This window comes from uncultured Muribaculum sp., assembly GCF_910583865.1.
Classification (GTDB): domain Bacteria; phylum Bacteroidota; class Bacteroidia; order Bacteroidales; family Muribaculaceae; genus Muribaculum.
This window is the reverse complement of the sequence record NZ_CAJTYX010000005.1, coordinates 62,345-88,017: the sequence shown is the minus strand read 5'-3', so window position 1 is coordinate 88,017 and position 25,673 is coordinate 62,345. Positions and strand designations below refer to the sequence as shown.

At 54.3% G+C, this 25,673-nt stretch carries 18 protein-coding genes and 1 tRNA gene; 8 read left to right on the top strand and 11 right to left on the bottom strand.

The annotated features are described in order from the left end of the window. The first annotated feature begins 312 nt into the window (after positions 1-312). Positions 313-756, top strand: coding sequence for a Panacea domain-containing protein (locus QZ303_RS02295; protein ID WP_295728499.1), 444 nt, complete (start codon positions 313-315; stop codon positions 754-756). Then, positions 756-1,208 (top strand): hypothetical protein, encoded by a 453-nt coding sequence (locus QZ303_RS02290; RefSeq protein WP_295728496.1) that lies wholly within the window; start codon positions 756-758, stop codon positions 1,206-1,208. The genes QZ303_RS02295 and QZ303_RS02290 overlap by 1 nt, the downstream gene beginning before the upstream one ends. A gap of 126 nt (positions 1,209-1,334) precedes the next feature. Here QZ303_RS02290 and QZ303_RS02285 read toward each other — a convergent pair whose 3' ends face one another. After that, a complete protein-coding gene (locus QZ303_RS02285) occupies positions 1,335-2,075 on the bottom strand; it encodes a YebC/PmpR family DNA-binding transcriptional regulator (RefSeq protein WP_295728494.1) in 741 nt (246 codons plus the stop codon). Positions 2,076-2,117: 42 nt separating this feature from the next. Continuing rightward, positions 2,118-4,580 carry a phenylalanine--tRNA ligase subunit beta gene (gene pheT, locus QZ303_RS02280; RefSeq protein ID WP_295728491.1) on the bottom strand — a complete coding sequence of 821 codons (2,463 nt, stop codon included), beginning with the start codon at positions 4,578-4,580 and terminating at the stop codon, positions 2,118-2,120. Positions 4,581-4,794: 214 nt separating this feature from the next. Between pheT and thiH the strand changes: the two genes are divergently transcribed. Both thiH and QZ303_RS02270 read left to right on the top strand, forming a co-directional pair. Beyond that, entirely contained in the window at positions 4,795-5,904 is a 1,110-nt protein-coding gene (gene thiH / locus QZ303_RS02275) for a 2-iminoacetate synthase ThiH (protein WP_295728489.1), read from the top strand. Then, positions 5,904-6,335 carry a DNA alkylation repair protein gene (locus QZ303_RS02270; protein WP_295728487.1) on the top strand — a complete coding sequence of 144 codons (432 nt, stop codon included), beginning with the start codon at positions 5,904-5,906 and terminating at the stop codon, positions 6,333-6,335. Before thiH ends, QZ303_RS02270 begins: the two co-directional genes overlap by 1 nt. A 104-nt stretch (positions 6,336-6,439) precedes the next feature. Here the strand turns inward: QZ303_RS02270 and thrC are convergent, their stop codons facing one another. Genes thrC through thrA form a run of 3 tightly spaced genes read right to left on the bottom strand, consistent with a single transcriptional unit; the run spans position 6,440 to position 11,488 of the window. Beyond that, positions 6,440-7,750, bottom strand: coding sequence for a threonine synthase (gene thrC / locus QZ303_RS02265; RefSeq protein ID WP_295728485.1), 1,311 nt, complete (start codon positions 7,748-7,750; stop codon positions 6,440-6,442). 45 nt (positions 7,751-7,795) lie between these two features. Continuing rightward, positions 7,796-9,007: a cofactor-independent phosphoglycerate mutase gene (locus QZ303_RS02260; protein ID WP_295728483.1), complete on the bottom strand. Its 1,212-nt coding sequence runs from the start codon at positions 9,005-9,007 to the stop codon at positions 7,796-7,798. Positions 9,008-9,052: 45 nt separating this feature from the next. After that, positions 9,053-11,488, bottom strand: a complete 2,436-nt coding sequence (gene thrA, locus QZ303_RS02255; protein ID WP_295728480.1) for a bifunctional aspartate kinase/homoserine dehydrogenase I — start codon at positions 11,486-11,488, stop codon at positions 9,053-9,055. Between the two features lie 231 nt (positions 11,489-11,719). Between thrA and QZ303_RS02250 the strand changes: the two genes are divergently transcribed. From QZ303_RS02250 to QZ303_RS02235, 4 genes are all read left to right on the top strand, one after another. Beyond that, a complete protein-coding gene (locus QZ303_RS02250) occupies positions 11,720-12,877 on the top strand; it encodes an efflux RND transporter periplasmic adaptor subunit (protein WP_295728477.1) in 1,158 nt (385 codons plus the stop codon). Next, the gene (locus tag QZ303_RS02245; protein ID WP_295728474.1) at positions 12,877-16,005 is read left to right on the top strand and encodes an efflux RND transporter permease subunit; all 3,129 of its coding nucleotides are present in this window, start codon (positions 12,877-12,879) and stop codon (positions 16,003-16,005) included. Before QZ303_RS02250 ends, QZ303_RS02245 begins: the two co-directional genes overlap by 1 nt. Then, complete coding sequence (locus QZ303_RS02240) at positions 15,980-17,386, top strand: efflux transporter outer membrane subunit (RefSeq protein WP_295728471.1); 1,407 nt, start codon at positions 15,980-15,982, stop codon at positions 17,384-17,386. The genes QZ303_RS02245 and QZ303_RS02240 overlap by 26 nt, the downstream gene beginning before the upstream one ends. Positions 17,387-17,570: 184 nt before the next feature. Then, on the top strand, positions 17,571-18,017 hold the full coding sequence (locus tag QZ303_RS02235) for a GNAT family N-acetyltransferase (protein WP_295728468.1): 447 nt from the start codon (positions 17,571-17,573) through the stop codon (positions 18,015-18,017). A gap of 143 nt (positions 18,018-18,160) precedes the next feature. Here QZ303_RS02235 and QZ303_RS02230 read toward each other — a convergent pair whose 3' ends face one another. The 6 genes from QZ303_RS02230 to QZ303_RS02205 all read right to left on the bottom strand — a co-directional run bounded on the left by QZ303_RS02230 (position 18,161) and on the right by QZ303_RS02205 (position 25,473). Continuing rightward, positions 18,161-20,845: a glycoside hydrolase family 31 protein gene (locus QZ303_RS02230; protein WP_295728465.1), complete on the bottom strand. Its 2,685-nt coding sequence runs from the start codon at positions 20,843-20,845 to the stop codon at positions 18,161-18,163. Positions 20,846-21,215: 370 nt separating this feature from the next. Further along, the gene (locus tag QZ303_RS02225; protein ID WP_295728462.1) at positions 21,216-22,430 is read right to left on the bottom strand and encodes an ROK family transcriptional regulator; all 1,215 of its coding nucleotides are present in this window, start codon (positions 22,428-22,430) and stop codon (positions 21,216-21,218) included. Between the two features lie 263 nt (positions 22,431-22,693). Further along, positions 22,694-22,766, bottom strand: a tRNA-Thr gene (locus QZ303_RS02220). 294 nt (positions 22,767-23,060) lie between these two features. Further along, entirely contained in the window at positions 23,061-23,420 is a 360-nt protein-coding gene (locus tag QZ303_RS02215) for a hypothetical protein (RefSeq protein WP_295728459.1), read from the bottom strand. Between the two features lie 103 nt (positions 23,421-23,523). Further along, positions 23,524-24,900, bottom strand: a complete 1,377-nt coding sequence (locus tag QZ303_RS02210) for an MATE family efflux transporter (RefSeq protein WP_295728456.1) — start codon at positions 24,898-24,900, stop codon at positions 23,524-23,526. Positions 24,901-24,945: 45 nt separating this feature from the next. After that, positions 24,946-25,473: a low molecular weight protein-tyrosine-phosphatase gene (locus QZ303_RS02205; protein ID WP_295728453.1), complete on the bottom strand. Its 528-nt coding sequence runs from the start codon at positions 25,471-25,473 to the stop codon at positions 24,946-24,948. Positions 25,474-25,673: the final 200 nt, after the last annotated feature.

The following is a 25,673-nucleotide window of genomic DNA, read 5'->3' as shown; positions in this document are numbered from 1 at the left end:
TAGAGCATCAGCTTCCCAAGCTGAGGGTCGCGAGTTCGAGCCTCGTTTGCCGCTCAAATATGAAAGGCGCTAACAATCAGAAGGTTGTTAGCACCTTTCTTATGCTCATCCCGGGCTATTACACCCCACGCTGTCTCCCCCGGGCTTCGCTGCACTTACCCGCGGAAACCACAACCTCCGCCACTCCGTAGCTTCCTGAATGCGTCGGCCTCTCAGTCCATTTTATACAATGTATATGTAATCATTTAGAAATATTTTTGTGTTTAAGATAAAAGGGTGTATCTTTGCGATTGAACAAGAAAGAATCCACGTATGGCATATCCGGTGACAGAAATTGCAAACCTGCTTCTGCGGTTCTCCTACACAGCCGAAGGGGCAGAGGACATGATGTCCAATATGAAACTGCAAAAGATGCTCTATTATGAGCAGGGTTTTCATCTTGCATGCTTCGGGACTCCTCTGTTTGAGGAAGATATCGAGGCGTGGATGTATGGTCCGGTTGTGCCTTGCGTGTATGATAAATATGAGCAGTTCGGGCGTAACGGTATCGTCCCGGACATGGATAGTGAATTCAGGCTTGCAGGTGACGAACTTGAATTGTTCGCCCAGGTCTATGAAGTCTACGGTAAATATTCCGCATATGGGCTGATGAATCTGACTCATGGAGAGCTGCCATGGAAATCCACCCCGACCGGGAAAGGAAATATTATTACAAAGGATAAACTAAAGGAGTATTTTAAAACTCAACTTTCTTGATGGCTAAGTTTAAAATCAAGAATGTAGAAGATAGGTTTACCCGTATAAAGGGATATCTTGATAAAATCTCGGATAAGGAAATTGAGGAGTATTCCAAGATCGATCATCCGCTGTTCTCATTCAAGTATTTGTGTGATGTTTCTTATCCCGCATGTTCGGATTCGAAGTTTTTTAGGGACTTTTTATCCCGGCTCGCGAAATTGTCTGAATTGGGTTGGGCGGAGATAAGGCAGTCAGCTCCGCATTCATTCGGAATGGAACCTATCCCCGTTAAACAGATGGTTCATAAGGCTAAATTGCCGGGGTTCGTCAGTGCGGATGCGGATTTGCATGTTTTCAGGGCTGTTGGAGATAATAGGACTTTTGCCGGATTGCAGGTAGGTAAGATATTTTATATATTCTTCATAGAAGCAAAGTTCAACGATATCTACCCGCACGGAAAGAAGAAGTAGCGTAGCGCTTCGCGATGGTTGACAGCATCATTTTATACGGATAAAACGACTGCTTATACGGATACAACAACAGCGGTGTGCCGGATTCCGGCATACCGCTGTTGTTGTAGTTGGAGTGGGGGCGGATTATTCGGCCTCCTCGCGCATGTTGTGGAACACGTTCTGCACGTCCTCGTCCTCCTCGATGCGCTCAAGGAGTTTCTCGATGGCGGCACGCTGTTCGGGGGTCACGTCCTTTAGGTCGTTGGGGATGCGCTCGAACTCCGAGGAAATGATCTCGAATCCGTTGTCCTCAAGATATTTCTGGATGTTGGCATACTCCTCAAACGCGCCGTAGAGGATCACCTGCTCCTCGCCGGTCTCGTCGTCGACGATATCCTCAAGCTCGTCCACGCCGTAGTCGATAAGTTCAAGCTCGAGATCCTCCAGACCTACGCCATCCTTGGGCTTGATCTTGAACACGCTCTTGTGGTCGAAAAGGAATGTCAGCGAACCCTGTGTGCCGAGGCTACCTCCATGCTTGGTGAAGTAGGAGCGCACGTTGGCCACGGTGCGGGTGTTGTTGTCGGTGGCAGCCTCCACGAATATGGCTATGCCGTGAGGGCCGTATCCCTCGTAGGTGATCTCCTTGTAGTCGCCGGCGTCCTTGTCGGTGGCTTTCTTTATGGCACGCTCCACGGTGTCCTTCGGCATGTTGGCGGCCTTTGCGTTCTGCATTAGTGCGCGCAGACGCGGGTTGGTGGCGGGATCGGGTCCTCCGGCCTTGGCGGCGATGGTGATTTCCTTGCCTATGCGGGTAAATGTGCGCGACATGTTGCCCCAGCGTTTCAGTTTTCTTGCTTTGCGGTATTCAAAAGCTCTTCCCATAGTAGGTGTATGTTGTTAAATATATTGTTTGTAAAAGAAATCTTATCGTAGCGATGCGCCGAGCTGCTTGGTGAGGTTGGCGATGATCTTCTGCATCACGGCATCGATCTGCTTGTCCTGGAGGGTCTTTTCGTTGTCCTGGAGGGTTATAGCTATGGCATAGCTCTTCTTGCCCGGTTGGAGGTTTTTGCCTTCATAGACATCGAAGAGCGTAACGTCGCGCAGGAGCTTGCGCTCGCTCTCGCGCACGATCTTCTCGATGCGATCCATCGTCACGGTTGAGTCGATGAGCAGGGCGAGGTCGCGCTTTACGGCCTGTGTCTTGGGCAGGGGGGTGAATGTCACCTTGTGGCGCGTGGCGAGCTTGACGAGGGCGAGCCAGTCGAGCTGCGCGTACATCACCTCGGCCTTCACGTCGCAGCGCTTCAGCATCTGTTTTGCCACGATGCCCATAGTGCCGAGCGTCTTGCCCGAGCGCGTCTTTATCTCCGTGGCTGCCGAGAAAACCGGATTTACGGCAGGCACCATGTCGACCTCGCGTGGCGAGATGCCGAGGCGTGCGAGCACCTGCTGCACGATGCCTTTCAGGTGGAAGAAAGTGGCTTTCTCTGCGGGAGCGGCCCAGTTGCCTTGGCGGATGTCACCGGTTAGCCATATGCCGAGCAGTTCGGTCTCGGTGAATGGGGCGATGGGGTTCTCGGCGGTAGAGGCTGCATCGGGATTGACGCTGTAGCTCTTGCCGAACTCGTAGAGCGAGAGGTCGGGGTCGCGACGGTTCACATTGTGCTCGATTGTCTCGAGTCCTCCGAAGAGGAGGCTCATGCGGAGCACGTTGAGGTCGTTGCTCAAAGGGTTGAGCAACTTCACGGGCATGTGTTGCGCGTCGGTAAGTCCCTCGAAATATCGTTCCGCAGTGAGGGAGTTGTTGAGTATCTCGTGGAATCCCTGTGCGGTCAGCTGCTCGCTGACCAGCTCACGCAGGTCGTTGGCCTTGTCGGTAAATCCCTTGTAGGAGAGCGATGACTTCACTGAGTCGGAAATCTCCACGTTGTTGTAGCCGTAGATGCGGAGGATGTCCTCGACCACGTCGCATGGGCGCTGCACGTCGACGCGGTATGTGGGCACGAGAAGGTCCACGCCTTTGTCGTCGGCAGCCGTCACTTCCATTTCGAGCGATTTCGCTATGGCCACGGCCTGTTCCGCCGGAATCTCCTTGCCGACAAGCCCGTTGAGGTAGGCGAAGTCGAGACGCACCGGGAATGGCTTTACTTCCTCGGGATATATGTCTGCCGGTTCGCCGCAGATCTCGCCACCGGCAAGCTCCTTCACCAGCATGGCGGCGAGCTTCAGGCAGTAGAGCGTGGCGTTGGGGTCGGTGCCGCGCTCGTAGCGGAACGATGCGTCGGTGCTCAGTCCCTGTCGGCGCGCCGTCTTTCGCACCGACGTGGGATTGAAGTATGCGCTCTCTATGAATATGGATGTGGTGGTTTCAGTCACGCCCGAGTCGAGTCCGCCGAACACTCCGGCTATGCACATAGGTTGGTCGGCGTTGCAGATCATCAGGTCTGCCTCATCGAGCTTGTGCTCCACGCCGTCGAGGGTGGTGAACGGAGTGCCCGCAGGGCAATGGCGCACCACCACCTTCTCCCCCTTTATCTTGTCGAGGTCGAAACAGTGGAGCGGCTGGCCCATGCCGAAGAGTATGAAGTTGGTGATGTCGACGATGTTGTTGATGGGACGCTGGCCTATGGCCGTAAGCAGGGACTTGAGCCATTCGGGGCTTTCGGCCACTTTTATGCCGCGGATCGTGAGGCCGCTGTAGCGCGGGCATGCGGCATAGTCGTCGACCTCCACGGCTACTGCACCGTCGCGACGGTCTATGGCAAAGGCGTCGACCGACGGGCGGACGGCCTTGGCGGCGTCGGCGTGGCAGTCGAGCCATGCGGCTATGTCGCGGGCCACGCCGTAGTGTGATGCGGCATCCACGCGGTTGGGCGTGAGGTCGACCTCAAGTACATAGTCGCTCTGTAGCTTGTAGTATTCGGCGGCCGGAGTGCCCGGGGCGACTTCGTCGGCGAGCACGATTATGCCGTCATGTGACGTGCCGACGCCTATCTCGTCCTCGGCGCATATCATGCCGAACGATTCCACACCGCGTATCTTCGATTTCTTTATCTGGAACTCCTTGTCGCCGTCGTAGAGCGTGGTGCCTACCGTGGCAACGACCACAGTCTGTCCTGCGGCCACGTTGGGCGCACCGCACACGATTTGTGTAGCCTGTCCGTCGCCCAGGTCCACGGTGGTTATGTGGAGATGGTCGCTGTTAGGGTGCTCCACGCAGGTGAGCACCTTGCCGATCACGATGCCGCGCAGTCCGCCCTTCACCGATTCGACTTTCTCGACCGAGCCGGTCTCAAGCCCTACGGAGGTAAGCACCTCGGCGAGCTTTTCCGGAGCCATATCCAGGTCGATATACCGTTTTAGCCAGTTATATGATATGTTCATAGTCTTGTTTTAGAATAATATTGGCCCAAGGCCTTTTATCGCGCAAATTTACGAAATTTTTACTAAAGATGTCATCATGAATGCCCCCTTCGATGAAAAACAGCCGTGAAAAAGCCGGGAGGGAACCGGTGGAACGTTTATTTTATGAAATGCCGCAGATAAGTGCTACCTTTGCATGAGGCATCCGTGACAGGATGTCCGCAAGCAATAAGATATGTTTTACGACGAGATAAAGAAATATGATTGGGACGATACCACACGTCGCATAGCGTCGAAGCGTGCGGCTGACGTTGAGATGGCTCTCGACAAGGTGCATCCCGATATCGACGATTTCATGGCCATGATCTCTCCGGCGGCGACACCTTATCTGGAGGATATGGCGAGGATAAGCCGACGCATCACCCAGGAGCGTTTCGGCAAGACGATAAGCATGTACATACCGCTGTATATCACCAACTCGTGTGCCAACGGGTGTGTGTACTGCGGATTCAACCACAACAATCCCTTTGAGCGCACCATACTCACAATGGACGAGATACGCCGCGAGTGCGAGGCCATCAGGAGGCTCGGGCCGTTTGAGAACCTGCTCATCGTCACCGGCGAGAACCCGGCCAAGGCAGGAGTGGATTACCTGGAGGAGGCGTTGCGCACGTGCCGACCTTACTTTAACAATCTGTCCATCGAGGTGATGCCTTTGAAGGCTGCCGACTATGAGCGGCTTACTCACTCGGGACTGAACGGCGTGGTGTGCTTCCAGGAGACATATCATGAGGAGAACTACAAGAAGTACCATCCGGTGGGCATGAAATCGATCTACGACTGGCGCCTCAACGGCTACGACCGCATGGGTCAGGCCGGAGTGCACAAAATCGGCATGGGAGTGCTGATCGGCCTGGAGGACTGGCGTACCGACGTCACCATGATGGCGCGCCATCTGCGTTATCTGCGCAAGAACTACTGGAAAACGCGCTATTCCGTGAATTTCCCGAGGATGAGGCCTTCGAAGGGTGGTTTCCAGCCCAATGTGGTGATGAGCGACAAGGAGCTGGCACAACTGACATTCGCTTTCCGCATCTTCGACAACGATGTCGATATAAGCTACTCGACCCGCGAGAAGGATGCTTTCCGCAACAACATGATGCAGCTCGGCGTGACTTCGATGAGCGCCGGAAGCAAGACCGATCCGGGAGGCTATGCGGTGAATCCGAAAAGCCTGGAGCAATTTTCGGTGAGCGACGAGCGCACGCCGGCCGACGTGGCCGACGATATCCGCCGTCTCGGATATGAAGTGGTATGGAAGGACTGGGACAAAGTGTTTGACTGATGGATGCACAGACTGCCCGCAGGCTTCAGCCTATAAAGCACCGGTTCTATGCCATGCGCAACGGGATAACCGCCGACGTCCTGCGCCGTGTCGGTGCGCCTTACCGCATGATATTCGGTGTGAATCTTCCGCATCTGAAGGAGATCGCTTCGGAAATCGTTCCCGACGCATCCCTTGCACGCGATCTGTGGGGCGATGCATCGACCCGCGAGAGCGTGCTGCTTGCCACCATGGTCATGCCTCCGGAGGAGTTCACGCTCGACGAGGCGCGTCGATGGCTCGCCACGGCCACATCGGCCGAGGCAATCGATCTGTTGTGTCTGCGTCTGCTTGGCCGAAAGCCTTTCGCTGCGCAGGTGGCGCAGGAATGTCTCGCCTCCGGGGAGGAGCTGATGCGCTATGCCGCCATGCGGCTACAGAGCTACCTGTAACTCAATGTGCCAAGTATAAGAGGTTGTTTTAAACAACGACCTCCTAATGCAGCAACGGCTGTGTATCGGACGATACACAGCCGTTGCTGCATTAGGAGGGGGAATTATATCCGGGAGAGGAGGAACTTCTTGAGGGCCGGGAACTGCTTTGAGAGGCGGACGGTGGATTTTTCGCCACGCATGAATGCGGCGAGACGCTGCGGCACCTGCACGCGGGTGCCTATGGCCTCTTCGACCGTTTCCTTGAACTTCGCGGGATGGGCCGTCTCCAGGAACACGCCTTTCTCGCCAGGCTGCAATTGTTCGCCCAATGCGCGGCATGCAGTAGCCCCGTGCGGGTCGAGTGTGTAGCCTGTGGCTGCGTAGACCTCGCGCATCGTGTCGCGTATCTCGTCGTCGGTGTATGAGCATCCGGATATGTCGGCTTTGATTGCCGCGTGGTCGTTGGAGTAGAGGTCGAGGATGCGGGCGAAGTTCGACGGTGCGCCGACATCCATAGCATTGGCGATGGTGGTGATTGACGCGGAGGGGGTGTATTCACCTGTGCGGAGATAGCGCAGGAACACGTCGTTGCGGTTGTTGGCGGCGATAAACCGTTTTATAGGAAGCCCCATACGCTTGGCTATGAGTGCGCTGCACAGGTTGCCGAAGTTTCCGCTCGGGACGGCTACCACGATCCGGTCCGGATCAGCACCTTCCTGTATCATGCGGGCATAGGCATGGTAGTAGTAGAACATCTGGGGCAGGAAGCGTGCCACGTTTATCGAGTTGGCCGATGTGAGGTGCATGGCTGCGTTAAGCTCTTCGTCGGTAAATGCTGACTTCACCAGTGTCTGGCAGTCGTCGAAAGTGCCGTCGACCTCTATGGCGGTGATGTTGGAGCCGAGGGTAGTGAACTGGGCCTCCTGCATCGGGCTTACCTTGTCATGTGGATAAAGCACGAACACCTTTACACCCGGCACGCCGAGGAAGCCGTTGGCCACGGCGCTCCCGGTGTCGCCCGATGTAGCGACAAGCACGTTGACATCGCCGTCGCTGTTGTCCTTGCGGTGGAAATGTGCGAGCATGTGGGCCATGAAACGTGCGCCCACGTCCTTGAACGCGAGCGTGGGGCCATGGAAAAGTTCGAGCACGTAGCGATGTTCGTCGACCTTGCGCAGGGGTATGTCGAAACTGAGTGTATCGGCTACGATGTTGCGCAGTTCCTCCGAGTCCATCTCGTCGCCGAAGAGCGTGTTGGCCACGACATAGGCGATTTCGTGGAGAGTCATCTCGCTGATATGCCTGAAGAATGGCTTTGGAATGGCCGGTATCCGTTCGGGCATGTAGAGTCCGCGGTCCGGTGCAAGACCGTGGATGATCGCTTCGTGCAGTGTTACGTCGGGAGAGGAATGGTTGGTGCTATAGTACATCATGGCGCTATGGCATTTAAATCAGTTCTTGTAGGATATGGTGGTTTGTTATTGTTTTAGGAATTCTTTTATGAAATCGGTGCTCTCCATCAGTCCGTATGAGCCTTCGGCGGCGGCGCGTTCGGAGTAGCGTGTCACATTGTCGGGTCGTTCTCCCGGCCGGTATATCACGAACGGCACAGGTGCGGACGTGTGTGTGCGCAGGCGGCACGGGGTGGGGTGGTCGGGCAGCACGGCTATGGCGAGCGGCTCGGAGAGCGATTCGGCGGCTTCCATTATGGGGGCTACTATGCGGCTGTCGAGATACTCGATGGTGCGCTTCTTCAAGTAGGCATCACCCTCGTGGCCGGCTTCGTCGCTCGCCTCCACGTGGAGAAACACGAAGTCGGCGCCGGAGCGCAGAGCGTCGATGGCGGCGCGTGCCTTCCCCTCATAGTTTGTGTCGGCAAGTCCGGTCGCCCCATCTACATGGATCGGTCGCAGTCCGGCATATACTCCTATGCCGAATATGAGATCGACTGCCGAGATGACCACTCCGTTTGTGATGCCGAAACGGTCACCCATCGGCTCCATGGAAGGCCGGTATCCTGGGGACCATGGCCATATGCTGTTGGCCGCGTCCTTTCCCGAGGCGGCGCGCCGGCGGTTTATCTCATGGCGCGAAAGCACTTCCTGCGAGCGCACAATCAAGTCGTTGATAAGGGCGGCTGTGGCCTCGGCGTCGGGATGAGTGGCTTTTACCGTCACGGATTGCCAGGGTGTGCCGGGCACATCGTGTGGAGGCGTACACTCTATGCGTTTGTCGCAGTCGCGCAGGAGGAGCAGGTGGCGGTAGGATATTCCCGGATGAAACTTTATCCGGTCGTTGCCGAGTTCTCGGTCGAGGGTTTCTATGAGAGCCGTGGCCTCTTCCGTGGATATATGTCCGGCGGAATGGTTCTTTATTTTGCCGTCGGTGATGTTGATGAGGTTGCAGCGCATGGCCATCCAGCCCGCAGGCACGTCGATGCCCATGCTTGCGGCTTCGAGCACGCCTCTCCCCTCAAAGGAGCTACGCACGTCGTAGCCCAGTACCCCCATGTTGGCGATTTCGCTTCCCGGATGGAATCCAGGAGGTACGGTGGCGAGCATCCCCGAGCGGCCAATGGCGGCCAGACGGTCCATGGCCGGCGTGTCGGCCGCTTCGAGAGGGGTCAAGCCTCCGAGGCTGTCGACCGGTTCGTCGGCCATTCCGTCGCCAAGTATTATTATATGTTTCATTCGCTTGCAGAATAGATATGGATGTATTTATGACAGTAGATAGAATCAACGGATATTGGCTATGCCTATGATGTCGGAGAAAACTCCTGCGGCGGTTACTTCCGCACCTGCGCCGTAACCCTTTATCACCATCGGATATTCATTGTAGCGCTCCGTGGTGATGAGGATAACGTTGTTGCTGCCGTCGAGATGGTAGAACGGATGTGACGCTCCTACGGTGCGCAGCCCGACGCTCGTTTTTCCGTGGTCGAGCACGGCGGTGAACCTGAAATGCTCGCCGGCCTCTTCCGCAAGTGCACGCATCTCCTCGAACTTGCCGTCGAGCTGCTTTACTTTGTTGAAAAAGTCGTTGATGGAGCCCTCGAAGCATTCGTCGGGCAGGAACAGGCTGCGCTCCACATCCTCCTGCGAGGCCGGATAGCCGGCTTCGCGGGCAAGGATCACGAGCTTGCGCATTACGTCGCGTCCGCTCAGGTCGATGCGCGGGTCAGGTTCGGCATATCCTGCCTCGCATGCCATCTGGATGGCGCGGCTCATCGGTACTTCGGGACTGAGCACGTTGAAAATGTAGTTGAGAGTGCCGCTCAACACCGCTTCGATATGCAGGATGCGGTCGCCGGAATTGATAAGGTTGTTTATTGTGTTGATTATAGGAAGGCCTGCTCCCACGTTGGTCTCGAAAAGGAATTTTACATCCTTTTTGCGGGCTATACGCTTCATGCGCAGATATGCCTCGTAATCGCCCGATGCTGCTATCTTGTTGGCAGTCACCACATTGATGTTGTGGCTGAGAAGGTCGTAGTAGAGCGCCGAAATTTTCGGACTGGCTGTGCAGTCGACAAATACGGAGTTGAATATGTTCATCCCGATTACTTCATTCCTGATATTCTCGGGGGTAGCTTCTGTTGTCGAATTCTCGAGCAGTTCGGCTGAACGGTCGATATCGATACCTTCGCGGTCGAATATGCACTTTCTTGAGTTGGCGATTCCGACTATGCGGAGTTGAAGCGCTTTGTTCTCCAGCAGGTTTTCCTGTTGGGCGTGGATCTGCGAGAGGAGATGTCGTCCCACATTGCCTGTACCGACTACGAACAGGTTTAAGACCTGAGTGTCAGATAAGAAAAAACTGTCGTGGATTACATTTAGCGCCTTGCGGAGGTCCTTATGCTCGATTACGAACGAGATGTTGGTCTCCGAAGCACCTTGCGCGCATGCTATCACGCTGATACCGTTGCGTCCGAGCACGTTGAACAGCTTGCCGGCGATGCCGCCGGTATGCTTCATGTTCTCGCCAACGATGGCCACGGTGGCGAGGTTGGGTTCTGCCACGATCTCGCTCAACGTGCCCCCTTTCAGTTCCGGTGCGAATTCCTGACGGAGCACCTGTATGGCGTGGTCGGAGTCGGCATTGCGCACGGCAAACGAGATGTTGTTCTCCGATGCCGCCTGGCTCACAAGGAACACGGAGATGCCGTTCTGTGCCAATGCGTTGAATATGCGCGAATTGATGCCTATCACGCCCACCATGCCAAGGCCGCGTATGGTGATAAGGCACGTGTCGTTGATCGAGCTTATACCCTTGATGGCCTTTCCCTCGGGTGAGGGTTCCTGTTCGCTGATCCAGGTGCCGGCCGCCGACGGATTGAACGTGTTCTTGATGACGATAGGTATGTTCTTGTGGAACACAGGATAAATCGTCGGGGGATAGATTACCTTGGCGCCGAAGTTGCAAAGCTCCATGGCTTCGGTAAACGACAGGCGGTCGATGACAAGGGCGCCGGGTATGACACGCGGGTCGGCGGTCATGAATCCATCGACATCGGTCCATATTTCAAGCACTCGTGCGTCGAGGGCGGCGGCGATAATGGCTGCGGTGTAGTCCGAGCCGCCGCGTCCGAGGTTGGTGACGTTGCCGTCGGAGTCGCTGGCGATGAATCCGGGCACTACCACGGTCTTTGTGTTGAGATTGTCGAAACGCTCGTGGATCAATGGCTGTGTCGACTCGTTGTCGAGCACATGCTTGTCCCATTGCTTTACTGTCTTGATGAAGGTGCGGCTGTCGATATGGACCGCGCCGTCAATCACACGCGACACGATCACCGACGATATGCGCTCGCCGTAGCTGACGATTATGTCAAGTGTGCGTTGGCTTAGGTCGTGGATCAGGCTCACGCCACGGTATATATTGCCAAGCTCTTCAAGCAGGGGATTGACGATTGACAGCACTTCGAGTTTGAAAGCGTCGGGCACGATGCCGTCGATTACCTGACGGTGGCGCTCGACGATACGCGCGTAGCTTTCAAGATGGGCGATGTCGCCCGTCGCTGCCAGCCGTGCGGTGGCTATAAGCTGGTCGGTGATGCCGCCGAGGGCCGACACCACCACAATCACCGGCTCGTCGCAACCTTCAACTATGGCCTTCACGTTGCGCAGGCTCTCTACCGTGCCTACCGACGTGCCGCCAAATTTCATTACTTTCATTGGCTGATGAGTAGTTGTGGTTATAAGCAATTGTAGGAATTTGATTCTGTTTTTATTTTAGAATCTGCTTAGTCTGCAAAGTTAAGCATTTATTTTTAAACAAGGCTTTGCCTTTGCAATAAACCTTATGGGTTTTGTGTTGTTTAGAGTAATAAGCATCAAAGTGAGAGAGATGCGGTTGGATTCATCACAAGTATATAATTATCACACATCATGCTGAAACAATCATTTGTGAAATTATCTCGCGATAAGCGGGTAATCGTCATTACGGTTATTTCGGTCTTATTGATTGCCGGAATAGTGGCGGCTGTACTGTTGTTGCGCAGGACGCCTTCTGTGGCCGTTGCTCCGACTGTGGTCGTTGAGCCTGCCCGAGTCGACGATGTAGAAATTTATGGTGAGTATGTAGGCCGTGTGCGTGCGTCGCAGTTTGTCGAGGTGCGTGCCCGTGTAGAAGGGTATTTGGAAAAGATGCTTTTCGACGAGGGTTCGCATGTCGAGAAAGGGCAGGTCCTTTTTATCATAAATCCGGCCCCATATCAGGCCAATGTGGAAAAAGCGCAGGCACAGCTTAAGAAAAATGAGGCGCAAGCCCGCAAGGCCAAGCGTGATCTTGAGCGGGTGCGTCCGCTCTATGCGCAGAATGCCGCCTCGCGCCTCGATGTGGATAATGCCGAGGCCGCCTATGAGACTGCCGAGGCTGAGGTGGGGATGAGTCGTGCGGACCTTGCGCAGGCACGTCTGGAACTTAGCTACACTACGGTCAGGTCTCCAATAAGCGGGCGCATTTCCGAGCGCAATGTCGATCTCGGCACTCTCGTAGGGCCGGGGGCAAAGTCGCTGCTGGCCACAATTGTCAAGAGCGATACTGTGCTGATTGACTTCAGCATGACCTCCCTCGACTATCTCAAAAGCCGCGAGCGCAATGTGGAACTCGGCGAACGCGATTCCTCGCGTTCGTGGCAGCCGTATGTGACCATCACCCTCGCCGACAATACCGTGTATCTGCGTCGCGGACTTGTCGACTTTGCCGACCCGCAGGTCGATCCCAAGACGGGAACATTTTCCGTGCGTGCCACCATGCCCAATCCCGAGCGCGCCGTGCTTCCGGGCCAGTTTACCAAGGTCAAGATTCTGCTCGACGTTCGCGAGGATGCCGTGGTAGTACCCGCTAAGTCCATCGTGGTGGAGCGTGGGGCAAGCTATGTCTACGTACTTCTTCCGTCCGGGAAGGTCGAGAAGCGCTTCGTGGAGATAGGTGCCGAGGTCGACAACCGTGTGGTTGTGGAGCGTGGCCTTGCTGCCGGTGAGATGGTGGTCGTGGAGGGACAGCACAAGTTGTCGCCGGGCATGACTGTGGATTATACGACGGTAGAGGAGGGCGAGTGATGAAAACCGGATTTTTTATTGACAGGCCGGTATTTTCTGCCGTAATATCGTTGCTGGTAGTAATTGTCGGCATCATTGGTCTGCTGGCTCTTCCTGTCGACCAGTACCCGCAGATTACTCCTCCGGTAGTGAAGGTGAGCGCCTCATATCCGGGAGCGAATGCCATTACCGTGTCGCAGGCCGTGGCTACGCCTATAGAACAAGAACTTAACGGTACGCCCGGAATGCTCTATATGGAGTCGTCGAGCAATAATTCCGGCAGCTTCAACGCCACTATCACTTTCGATATATCGGCGGATCCGGAATTGTCGGCGGTGGAGATTCAGAACCGTGTGAAGCTTGCCGAGTCGCGCCTTCCCGCCGAGGTGGTGCAGAACGGAATAAGCGTCGAGCGTCAGGCGTCGAGCCAGCTGATGACGATGACCGTTACCAGTTCCGATCCTAAGTTTGACGAGATATATCTCAGCAACTTCGTCACTCTCAATGTCATAGACCTTATCCGCCGTCTGCCGGGTGTGGGGCGCGTGAGTAATATCGGAGGCCGCTATTATGCCATGCAGATATGGGTCGAGCCGGACAAGATGGCCGACCTCGGCATAACCGTGGCCGACCTCCAGAAGGCTCTTAAGGATCAGAACCGCGAGTCGGCGGCAGGAGTCCTCGGGCAGCAGCCCGTGAAGGGGCTTGACGTCACTGTGCCTATAACCACACAAGGACGACTGTCATCGGTGTCGGAGTTCGAAGATATAGTGATAAGGGCCAACAACGAAGGTTCCATCATCCGTCTGCGCGATGTGGCGAGGATATCGCTTGAGGCGCAGAGCTACAATACAGAGAGCGGGATAAACGGCGAGAACGCTGCAGTGCTTGCCATCTACATGCTTCCCGGCGCCAACGCCATCGACGTGGCGCGCGAAGTGCGCGAGGCCATGGAGGAGATTAGCCGCAGCTTTCCGGAAGGACTTGACTACTCTTTCCCGTTTGACATGACGACATATATCAACGAGTCGGTGCACGAAGTGTACAAGACTCTTTTCGAGGCGCTCGCCCTTGTGATATTTGTCGTGTTCCTGTCTTTGCAGAGTTGGAGGGCCACGCTGATTCCGCTTGTGGCCGTGCCGATCTCGCTTATCGGCACGTTCGGGTTCATGCTCATGTTCGGTTTCTCGCTCAATATGCTTACTCTGCTCGGTCTGGTGCTCGCCATCGGAATAGTTGTCGATGATGCCATCGTCGTAGTGGAGAATGTGGAGCGTGTGATGCGTGAGGAAAAACTGCCCCCGCGCGAGGCCACCAAGAAGGCCATGGCCGACCTGACAAGCCCGATTATCGCCACTTCGCTTGTGCTCGCAGCCGTATTCGTGCCGGTGAGCTTCCTCGGCGGTATCATCGGGCAGATGTACCGGCAGTTTACCGTGACGATCGTGGTGTCGGTGCTCCTGTCGACAGTGGTGGCTCTCACGCTCAGTCCGGCCATGTGCGCGCTCATCCTCAAACCGGCACATGGCGAGAATCAGAGCCGGGTATTCCGGTGGATAAACCGCAGGCTTTCATGGGGCAGCAAGCGGTTCATGGCGCTCACCGGACGTGCCGTCATGCAGCGCAAGCGTGTGCTTGCCGGTTTTGCGGTGATGCTCGTGGGCATATTCGTCATCAACAAATTCATGCCTTCATCGTTTCTTCCGGTGGAGGACCAGGGATATTTCAAGGTCGAGATCGAGCTGCCTGAGGGAGCCACTCTCGAACGTACCCGCGCAGTGTCGGAGCGTGCCGTGGCTTATCTTATGGATAATCCGGCAGTCGCCTACGTGCAGAGTGTGGCGGGGTCAAGTTCACGCATAGGTAGCAGCCAGGCGCGCAGCGAGCTTACCGTGATCCTCAAAGAGTGGGGAGAGCGTGACGGCGAGACTGTCGACGATGTGATGGCGACAGTGCGTGCCGACATGCAGCGGTATCCTGAATGCAAGGTGTATCTGAGCCGTCCTCCCGTGATTCCCGGTCTTGGCAATTCAGGCGGCTTCGAGATGCAGCTTGAAGCGCGTGGCGACGCTACTCTTGACGATTTGCGTCAGGCCACGGACACGCTTATGCATTATGCTTCCCGGTGCAAGGAGATATCCGGGCTGTCATCGTCGCTTCAGAGCGACATACCACAGCTCTATTTCGATGTCGACCGCGACAAGGCCATGCTTGCGGGTGTGCCTCTTGCCGATGTGTTTTCTACGATGAAGGCGTTTACGGGAGCGGTATATGTCAACGATTTCAATATGTTCAACCGCATATACCGTGTCTATATCCAGGCCGAGGCCCCATATCGCGAGCATCGCGACAACATCGGACTGTTCTTCGTGAGAGGATCAGGCGGCACAATGCTTCCGCTTACGGCCCTCGGCTCCACGAGCTACACCACCGGCCCGGGCACCATAAGGAGGTTCAACATGTTCAACACGTCGCTGGTGATGGGTGAGGCTGCCAAGGGTTACAGTTCCGGCGACGCCATGGCCCGCATGGAGCAGATTGCGCGCGAGCATCTTCCATCCAACATCGGGGTTGAGTGGAGCGGCCTGAGTTACCAGCAGAAACGTGCAGGCTCACAGACGGGTATGATACTTGCTCTCGTGTTCATGTTCGTGTTCCTGTTTCTGGCTGCACTTTATGAAAGCTGGACTGTTCCGCTCGCCGTGTTGCTCTCGCTTCCGGTGGCTGTGCTCGGCGCTTATGTCGGCGCGTGGGCGTTCGGGCTGGAGAATGACATATATTTCCAGATCGGCCTGGTGATGCTGATGGGTATGGCCGCCAAGAACGGCATACTTGTGGTGGAGTTCGCCAAGGAACGCACCGACCGGGGCATGAGTCCGATCGAGGCTGCTAAGCATGCCATAAAGCTTCGTTTCCGTCCTATCGTGATGACTTCGATAGCATTTATCCTCGGCATGTTGCCGATGGTGCTTGCCTCCGGGCCTGGATCGGCTGCACGACGCTCGATAGGTACGGGTGTGTTCTTCGGAATGATACTGGCAGTGGTGGCCGGTGTGACACTCGTCGCATTCTTCTTTGTGGTTATACAGACGGCTATGGCCGCTCGTAAAAACAGAAAAAATCATGGGAAAGCAATCAAGACTCAATAGATATGCGTGCGCTTTGGGCGCATGGTTGATGATGTTGTCCGGATGCAGGGTAGGTGTGAACCTTCCGAAGGCGGATCTGTCGATGCCCGACAAGTATGTGGAGGCATGGGACGGAATGGGTGATACCCTCACCATGGCCGACTATCGCTGGTGGGAGATATATGGCGACACGGCGTTGCAGTCGATTATCGATGCCACGCTGCGCAATAACCGCGACCTTGCTTCGGCGCGTGCCCGCATCCGCGAGCTTGCCGCCTTGAAGCGTGTGTCGGTGGCGTCGTTGTTGCCATCGGTGTCGGCACAGGCCTACGGTCAGCGTGAGACGCTCGACTATGGGGGCGACAGCTACAAGGGCGATCCGGAGGTCGGGCTTAAGGCCACGGTGAGCTGGGAGGCGGATCTATGGGGCAATATGCGGTATGCGGCCGACAAGTCGGATGCCGAGCTTAAAGCCGCGATATGGTCGGCGCGAGCCATGCAGATGAGCCTTGTCGCAGAGGTTGCCACGTCTTATTTCGAGCTTGTGGCGCTTCATACGGAACTCGGCATCGTGAAGAGCACGCTTGCCGCACGCCGTGAGAGCGAGCGCATAGCACGCCTGCGCTATGAAGGCGGACTTACAGCCGAGACATCGTATCTACAGGCAAAGACCGAGACGGCACGTACCGCCACCTATCTCCCTCGACTCGAACAACGTATATCCGACATGGAAGGACGAATATCCGTAATAATGGGAGAGTTTCCCGACGGCGTGGATCATGCGGTACGTACTGCCGACTTCAAACTGCCCGACAGGTTGCCGGTAGGAATGCCTTCGACACTGTTGCGGCAGCGTCCCGACATACGAGCCGAGGAGGAAAAGTTGAAGGCGGCTTATGCACGGGTGGGTGTGGCATATACGGATCGTTTTCCCCGCCTTACGCTTACTGCCACGGGAGGACTGGAAAATGAGGAGCTTGGCGGATTCCTGAAGTCGCCTATGTCATACCTTAGCGCAGGATTGCTCGGGCCTGTTTTCGACTGGGGCAAGAGGCAGGGCGCGTATCGTGCCGCACAAGCGGCTTATGAAGGTGCGGTGAGTCAATACGAAGGGGTGGTGATAAAAGCTTTCTCGGAGGTGCGCACGGCGATTGTCAACTATACTAAGGTGCAGGAGAGCTATGCTTCATGGGTGGCCTTGGAGCATGATGCAAAAGCTACCATGGAACTCGCCCAGGTGCAATATATCAACGGGGCGGTAGCTTATCTCAACGTCCTTGATGCCCAACGAAGCTATTTTGACGCCAGGGTAGGGCTGAGCAATGCCATGCGTGACAAACAGATTGCGTTGGCCGACCTTTACCTTGCCCTTGGAGGTGGCTGGGATCCGGATTCTCTATGATTTTATCACTCACGTCCGTCAACGTATAGGCTTGACGGTACACTTTTCTCCGGACTTATGCCTATCTTTGGCTACGCCTTAGATACTCCGCTCGGCAAACGCTTGGCAAAGACCAAATAAATTTGGTCTTGCACTATACTTAGTCGTATCTTTGCCGATTGTTTTACAGCTGTTTGATTTAATTATGATTATAGAGAGATTGCAGTCCTTGCCTGACGAGATTCTGGATGAGTTATTGACGGTGTGGGAAAAAGCCGTGCGTAGTACCCATCATTTTCTGAAGGATGAGGATATAGAATATTTCAGGCCATTGGTACGGAATCGGTATCTACCGGCAGTCAATTTGTTTGTAATACGTAACGGAACCGGACGTATTGCCGCATTCATGGGATTAAGCGACGATATGTTGGAGATGTTGTTCGTGCTCCCCGAAGAACAGGGACATGGCTACGGGAAGGAGTTCGTGGATTATGCCGTAAACATATGCAAGATATATAAAGTGGATGTGAATGAGGATAACGAGCAGGCCTACCGATTCTATCTGCATATGGGTTATGAGGTCATAGGCAGGGATGCAATCGACTCTTCAGGCAAGCCTTTCCCGATACTGCATCTACGGCGGCCCTCATAGGAAAGATATTTTTGTGGCTCACAAAACAGAATACGGTGTGCCGGAATAATCCGGGGCACCGTATTCTGACCTTAGAAACTATTGGATTGTATTTTGGAGATTTAGAACTGATTTAAACTTATTACAAAATGTTAAATCAGTTCTTATTGATTTAGCCCGAGCTGTGTGGTGAGGCGTTTGCGGAATTCCTTGCCTGAGTATTTATGTCCTTCGAGAATCTGGGGCAGTTCGGAGTAGGCCTTGTCAAAATCATCAAGGTAGCGTACTATCTCTTGCGGATTCTCAAGTATGAAATAGGGGCATTGCGACACTTTCAGATACCCTTCGGGGAGCATGATTTTGGCATCTCCGTTGTTGCACTGCTCTTCCTTGAATTCGGGAGTGAGAGCAAGGCAGCGGTTGAATATCCGCTGCTTGCCGTAGAGACGTTCGGAGCTGGGCGTACCGGAGTAATGTAGCGTGATGTCGGTATCGGTGTCTACCGGCAGCATTTCGGTGTAGACTACCGGCGATAGCGACAATCCTTCGTAGCTCCATGTGCCGGGCTGCGGGAAGCGGGAGTATGGATAGTCCTTGCCTGCGACAGTCACACTTTGCGGAGGCATAGATGCCGGGAAACGCAGTTCGTAGGCCCGGCGTGAGGGTGCGTCCTTGTACATGCCTTTACGAGCCTCTATCTTTATGTCGATATTGTTTCCGCTATTCTTGCGGGTGACGCGGGTGGTGGCGTAGGTATGCTTGTATTCTTCGCTGACGCCGTCATCCTCATAGTGAGTGAGGACGCCGTCGGCTCCGGGAATGAAAGAGAGTACGAGTGTGTCGCACTGCTGCTGAAGCGATCGCACGTGTCCTGGGTTCATGGGTATGATGGCGCCGGCTCGGACGAAGAACGGATTCTCGTCGAGGGTGTAGCTGAGGTCGAGCGTTGTGTCGCCTTCATACATGTTGCCGGTGGAGTAGTCGTACCATTTTCCTTCAGGTAGCCACATAGGACGCGGGGCGAGGCCGGTGACGCTATCCACAGGTGCGGCCACTGCCGTGGCTATTATGTCGTCGCCGAAGAAGAATTGTTCGGGCACGTTGTAGGCCTTGTCGGTTTCCGGGTATTCGTAGTACATGGGTCGGCACATGGCCACTCCGGTATCGTAGTTGGCACGGGCGGCGTTATAGATGTATGGCGCCAGTGTGTAACGCAGACGTATGGCGTCGCGCATCTTGAACTGATGGTCGGGAAATGCCCAAAGGTAACGTATGATCCGGTTGTCTTTAGTCGAGTGGGTCTTGAATATCGGAGTGAACACACCATACTGAAGCCAGCGCAGGTATTTCTCGGGATCGGTTATTTTGTCGGACGGGGCGTTGTAGTGGCCGCCGATGTCGTGACCCCAATATCCGTAGTTGACATTTGATGCTGTCGATGTGAACCATGGCAGGAATGCCAGAGACTCCCACGTGCCGATTATGTCGCCGGAAAATCCGAGAGGGTAGCGGTGGGAACCGAGTCCGCCCCAGCGGTGGTAGATGAACGGGCGCGACTGTGTCGCTCCGGCTATGTCTGTCGATGTACGTTCCTTGGCATGGTTGTAGAATGTGTGGTTGAGCCAGAATGTGTTGCTCAGCCCTTTGGTATATTTCGAGTTTAGCCACTGCTGCCAGTCGAGCCACCAGAAATCGACACCCATTTTCTCCATAGGTGAGAGTACCACGTTGAAATAGCTGTCGGCCCATTTCTCCTCGTCAATTTTGAATGGCACGCTTTTGCCTTTTTCATTCCAGCCATAATCTTTTACGAATGCGTCGTAGCATTCCTCATATGGCTGTATTCCGGATGCGGGGTGGAGGTTGAGGGCTGTCTTGAGATTTTCACGGTTGGTCCATTCCAGGAAGTTGGCGGGATTTGGGAAAAGCTGCTTCTGCCATGTGTAGCCGGTCCAGCCTATGCGTTGCCCGTATTCATCTTTTGCCGGATTTTTCTGGCACATCCCGAACGTGTCGTGCCAGTCCATGTCAATGATGAGCACGTCGAGCGGTATGTCGAAAGAACGCAGTTTGTCCACTATATCGACAAGTTCGTTGTCGCTGTATTGCCAATATCGGCTCCACCAGTAGCCGAACGTGTATTTTGGAGGGAGTGTGGCACGTCCGGCCACTTTCTGGTAGTCGGCGAGTGCCTCTTTGTAATTGTGTCCGTAGGCCATGAAGTACCAGTCCTGCCGCTCACCGTCGGGACGTGCGACGACCCATTCCTTCCAATGGCTGTCGACGGGTGTCATCAGGGGTGTCTTGCTGTCGTCGACAAGCGCCCATCCGCTGCGTGACAGCAATCCCTGCTCCATCGGTTCACGTCCGAGCTTGTATCCGTTTGCGCGGTCGAGGGTGCGCGTGGTGCCCATCAGATTGAGACTGTCGGTGGTGCCTGGCACCCATTTCACTTTCTTGCCGTTAAGCGCAAAGGTTATTTCGAGGTTTTTCGCATCGAAAGGGCGGCCGTCGTTCTTGTACTTCAAGGTAAGGGCGTCGGTTGTGATAGTTGCACCTTTTTTAGAAGTACTTTTCTTGAATCGCGGCACGTCGAGATTCCGGTTTATAAAAGTCAGGCTTTTGTTGTCCTCCCACTTTCCGTCAGCGCTCCACTCCATGCGCACCATCTGCGGTGTGAGTATGGTGAATCGGGCATTGCCGCATGTCACTATGGCTTTCTCATCAGCTATGGGATTGTCGATTTGGTTATTGTCAGTGTCCACCGGGTTATTATCGTAGCCTTGCGCGCAGAGCGGAACAGCTATCGCGAGTGCGGTGGATAGAATGAGCGGTTTAAGGTTAAGCATAAAATTATTCCGGTTAATCAAAATGTGATTGTGATGAATGCGTGATTTGAATCCATCGGCTTAATTATTTAGATATAGCCGATGTTTCGTTGCGAAACAAGTGCTGTTTCATTACCTTGAACGATTTACCTGTGCGTATTATTATATGTAACTGCTAAAAATTATTTCGCAAACAAATTATGGTTGATTTTTTGCCTTATAAATGTTTCATACGTAATATAGGGTTTGTTTTTGAACAGGCTCAAAAAAGTAAAGATGGTGTGTTCATGACTGACAGCACCCTCCGTCCGGACACAAAAACAGCGGTATGCCGAATTTCGACACACCGCCTTGTGATAGATTCTTAACAACTTGATAGAATGGAAGAAAGTCAGACTTGTTCGAGCAGTTTGTTGCGGGCGAGGAGGCATGCGCCGATCACGGCCGACTTTTCGCCGAGGCGAGAGCATACTATGCGGGAATCGCGGTTGACAAGGCTCAGTGAGTATTTTCTCACACCTTGGCGTACAGGCTGCAGGAGGTATTCCTGGACACCGGCTATTATGCCGCCGATCACCACAAGCTCTGGATTGAAAAGGTTGATGAGGGCGGCTACCTGCTTGCCGAGTTTGTGGCCGATCTCCTCGACAAGCTCGATACAGAGGGAGTCGTCGGAGTTCACGGCATCGACGATGTCGCTTAAGCTTACGTTTTCCGGCTCGTCGGCCATTCTGGCCGAGAGGATCGAGGATTTTCCCGCGCGTACCTCCCGCAGCAGTTCGCGGTGGAGGGCCATGCCTGAAACCTCGGTCTCAAGGCAACCTTTCTTGCCGCAATGGCACATCTCCTCGTTGTCGAATGTGTTGACATGACCGAGTTCGCCGGCGAAGCCCGATTTGCCTCCATATACCGATCCGTTGATCACGATGCCGAGTCCGAGTCCCCAGCTGAGATTTATGTACAGGAAGTCTTTTTCCCCGTTTATGCATCCCCGCATCTGCTCTCCGTAGGTCATGGCACGTGTGTCGTTGTCTATACCCACGGGGATGCCGATTCGCTCGCTCATCATCTCGCTCACGGGGGTCTCCGAGAAGTTGAAGCTGCTGAAGCTGTAACCGGATGCGGGATTCACTCGACCTGAAATGGCCACGCATGCGTTGAGCACGTTGTGGCGTGGTATTTCGCAGCCGTCTACAAATTCATTGATCTGTTCGCAGATTTCGTCGAGTATGTGCTGCGGCTCTTTGGTGGAGTCGTAGGGGATGTGGAATTCGCGTGCGATTATCTCGCCGATGAAGTTGGCGAGGCCTATGTTGATATGCTGGCGCTTGATTTCCACGCCGAGGAAATAGCCCGATGCCGGTGCGAGTCCGTAGACGCTCGGACGGCGTCCACCTTTGGAATCGATTTTTCCGTGGTAGGTTATGAACCCTTCCTCGCACATCTCGTTTATGATGCGGGTGACGGTAGGTATGCTCAGGTTCATCTCTTTCGACAATTCCGGTATTGTCGATGTGACGTTGTTGATATAGTATTTGATGATGGCTTTCTTCACAAGGGCGTTTTTGCTCCCTTTTTCCAGCTCCGATATAAAGGGCAATGTCATTTGCAGAGATTTGATTATGGTATGTCTTTACGAAAATACGAACAAGCCGATGGCATGATTTTGCCGAACGTGAGCATAAAAGCGAAGCCAGTAATGCGAAATCTATTTCTAAATATTATAGTGTCCGATCATGTGGACTGCGCACGTATTTCGACTCAAATTTGGGCAAATTTATCCGAACAGGCAAGAATCCGGGGTATGTTATATAACACAAGCTGAAAATCTGTCGACATAATAGTCTGATTTTCAGCTTGATTTTATTGAGCCACAAGCCAGGCTCGAACTGGCGACCTTTTCGTTACGAATGAAATGCTCTACCGACTGAGCTATTGTGGCATGATGCACGGCATTCTGATGCCGCATCATTTACGGCTGCAAAGGTACATAAAAACTTTCAGAGTATTGCAAATCCGGGGTAAACTTTTTGTTAAAATCATGTGGGCAAGCTTCTATGCAAGGTTCCTGATAAGAATTACAATGCTCTTCTACTCACTCTTTCGAGGTGCAAGAGTGTGAATGGACGTATTCAAGTGGAACAGGCGATGCTTTTATGTAATGACACAAAAAAAGCGCGCCATGGGTGTCGGTGTGACCATGGCGCACAGGATTTATCTTTTTTACGGGAGAGTGTCAGTTGTCGAGCTTGTCGGCCAGATTCTCAACGCCGGCAGCTCCCTTATGCAGCATGTCGGCCGCGAATCCTTTCACCTTGTCGAGAATATCGGATCCCTTGTCCTTGGCATCGTCGAGCTTGTCTGCGGCTGCCTCTTTGATATCTCCGAGCTTGTCCGCTGCTGCATCCTTAAGGTCGCCCAATTTGTCGGCAGCGGCATCCTTTAGATTGTCAATCTTGTTTGCCGCTTTGTCTTTTGCTGCGGCTGCTGCATCGGCAGCGGCGGTTTTTGCTTCCTTGGCGCTTTCGCGGGCTTCTGTCATGCTTACGGTAGCGGCGGCCTGTGCGGCGGCCATTTTCTTGTCGATAGTGTCCATGTGTAGATGCGTTTTGATGTTGTTACTGTTTTGCGACAGCTGAGAGGCGCATGACTGTCGGTGTCATTCATAAAAACGCAACATGTAGGCTGATTGTTTACTGTCATGTATGACTGAGGGGATTGTCATGGCGTCTGAGATGCCGCAACTGCCATATTACCATTCCAAGGGTCACTGCCGTGGAGAACGCATCGGAAGTAGGAAACGAGGCCCATACTCCGTCGAGTCCCATCGTGCGCGGGAGCACCACGAGGAGCGGGATAAGGAATATCACCTGCCGGATCAGGCTGAGGAATATCGATTTGCCGGCCATTCCTATCGACTGGAACAGGGTGGTGGACACTATCTGGAATCCTACGGCCCAGAACGCGAGCATGGAGATTTCCAGTCCGTTGACGGTGACGGCGATCAATTCCGCATTGTCGGTAAACGCGAGCGCTATCCATCCGGGTGTGGCCAGACCGAAGAAACAGCCTACGGTAGTCACTGCCGTGGCTATGAGCACCGACAGCCAAAATGCGCGCTGCATCCTTTCAGTGTGGCCCGCTCCGTAGTTGTAGCCTATGATAGGCTGCACGCCCTGACATAGTCCCACCACTACCATGCACAGCAGGGAGGTATAGGTGGAGAATATTCCCGCCGCTCCGACGGCGAGGTCACCGCCCATCTCCACGAGCGTGCGGTTGATGAGTATGTTGATGGCACACGAGGCGGCGTTTATTATGCTCGGTGCAGCGCCGATGCCTATGATGCCGACAACGATGCGCCACCGTAGCCGGTAGATGCCACGGCGGAAATGTACGGTCGATTTCTTGTTGAAGAAGTGTGCGAGCACGAAAATCATCCCGACGGTCATAGACAGGTCGGTGGCTATGGCTGCTCCTTTTATGCCCATGTCAAGCAGGAATATGAATATGGGCGCAAGCACTACGTTGCATCCCGCTCCTATGAACATCGTGACCATTGCCATGCGTGGATAGCCGGTGGCGCGCATGACATTGTTAAGCGAGTACATCACGTTCATCACCAGCATGCCGGGGAGTATCCATGCCATGAAGTCACGGGCATATGGGAGCGTGGCGTCAGAGGCTCCGAACAGTCGCAGAATGTCGTCGAGGAATATGGCGAACAGGGTCAGGTAGATTACGGCATTGACGAGAATCAGCACCGTCGAATTGCCCAATACTTCCTCGGCCCCGCGACGGTCACGCTGGCCGAGCATTATCGACACTCTGGCCGCAGCACCCGCGCCTATGAGCACGCCTATCGCCGCGCTTATGTTCATCACGGGGAACGTTATGGCGAGTCCGGCAATGGCTTCCGCTCCTACTCCACGGCCTATGAATATACGGTCGATCACGTTGTATAGCGACATCACTACCATTCCCACGATGGCAGGCATGCTGTATTCCCACAGGAGTCTGCCGATAGGGCGTGTGGAAAGATCTGAAATTGACCGATGTTCTTCTCTCTCGACCATATAATTATACTTTATAAAGATATGATTATGCTGAAAACCGGTTCATTATTGTACGGAGGGGTCGAGCACCTCGAATATATTGCGGCATCCGTCCTCAAGGAGATCGAGAACAAGTTCGAATCCTTCGGCTCCCTCGTAATATGGATCCGGCACATGGTCGTAGCGTGTGGCCATCCTCACGAAATCTATCATCGGGACAATCTTGTCGAGGTCCGATGTAGTGCGAGCCATATCCCTGAGGTCGCGCTCGTTTGAGCCGTCCATGGCTATTATGATATCGAAATCATCGAAATCCGCAGGCCTGAATCGGCGGGCACGGTGTGTCAGATCATATCCGCGTCTGCGCGCATGCACACGCATACGTTGGTCAGGCAACTGTCCGGCATGTCCGCCATATGTCCCTGCCGAGTCTATTTCCCAGTTGGCTGACGCATTATGTTCATTGACGATTGCACACAGCACACCTTCGGCGGCCGGAGAGCGGCAGATGTTGCCGAGGCACACGAACAGTATTTTTACGGGATGATTGCCGGAAATACGGACGCGCAGGTTGTCAAGCTTGTTGTTGGCCATTATTAATAGATTGTGATAAATATCCGGTGCAAAGATACGAATAAGCCGAGCGCAAAGCCAAATTTATTTGGGCTTTGCCGAGCGTGAGTATCTAAGGCGTAGCCAAAGATACGGATAAGCCGAGCGCAAAGCCAAATTTATTCGGGCTTTGCCGGGCGGGTGTATCGTTTTACAAAAAATCAACGTCGGAGAACACGTTT

Coding starts and splice junctions, on each gene's coding strand:
- QZ303_RS02295 (WP_295728499.1), top strand. CDS start 313: ATGGCATATCCGGTGACAGAAATTGCAAACCTGCTTCTGCGGTTCTCC.
- QZ303_RS02290 (WP_295728496.1), top strand. CDS start 756: ATGGCTAAGTTTAAAATCAAGAATGTAGAAGATAGGTTTACCCGTATA.
- QZ303_RS02285 (WP_295728494.1), bottom strand. CDS start 2,075: ATGGGAAGAGCTTTTGAATACCGCAAAGCAAGAAAACTGAAACGCTGG.
- pheT (WP_295728491.1), bottom strand. CDS start 4,580: ATGAACATATCATATAACTGGCTAAAACGGTATATCGACCTGGATATG.
- thiH (WP_295728489.1), top strand. CDS start 4,795: ATGTTTTACGACGAGATAAAGAAATATGATTGGGACGATACCACACGT.
- QZ303_RS02270 (WP_295728487.1), top strand. CDS start 5,904: ATGGATGCACAGACTGCCCGCAGGCTTCAGCCTATAAAGCACCGGTTC.
- thrC (WP_295728485.1), bottom strand. CDS start 7,750: ATGATGTACTATAGCACCAACCATTCCTCTCCCGACGTAACACTGCAC.
- QZ303_RS02260 (WP_295728483.1), bottom strand. CDS start 9,007: ATGAAACATATAATAATACTTGGCGACGGAATGGCCGACGAACCGGTC.
- thrA (WP_295728480.1), bottom strand. CDS start 11,488: ATGAAAGTAATGAAATTTGGCGGCACGTCGGTAGGCACGGTAGAGAGC.
- QZ303_RS02245 (WP_295728474.1), top strand. CDS start 12,877: ATGAAAACCGGATTTTTTATTGACAGGCCGGTATTTTCTGCCGTAATA.
- QZ303_RS02240 (WP_295728471.1), top strand. CDS start 15,980: ATGGGAAAGCAATCAAGACTCAATAGATATGCGTGCGCTTTGGGCGCA.
- QZ303_RS02235 (WP_295728468.1), top strand. CDS start 17,571: ATGATTATAGAGAGATTGCAGTCCTTGCCTGACGAGATTCTGGATGAG.
- QZ303_RS02230 (WP_295728465.1), bottom strand. CDS start 20,845: ATGCTTAACCTTAAACCGCTCATTCTATCCACCGCACTCGCGATAGCT.
- QZ303_RS02225 (WP_295728462.1), bottom strand. CDS start 22,430: ATGACATTGCCCTTTATATCGGAGCTGGAAAAAGGGAGCAAAAACGCC.
- QZ303_RS02215 (WP_295728459.1), bottom strand. CDS start 23,420: ATGGACACTATCGACAAGAAAATGGCCGCCGCACAGGCCGCCGCTACC.
- QZ303_RS02210 (WP_295728456.1), bottom strand. CDS start 24,900: ATGGTCGAGAGAGAAGAACATCGGTCAATTTCAGATCTTTCCACACGC.
- QZ303_RS02205 (WP_295728453.1), bottom strand. CDS start 25,473: ATGGCCAACAACAAGCTTGACAACCTGCGCGTCCGTATTTCCGGCAAT.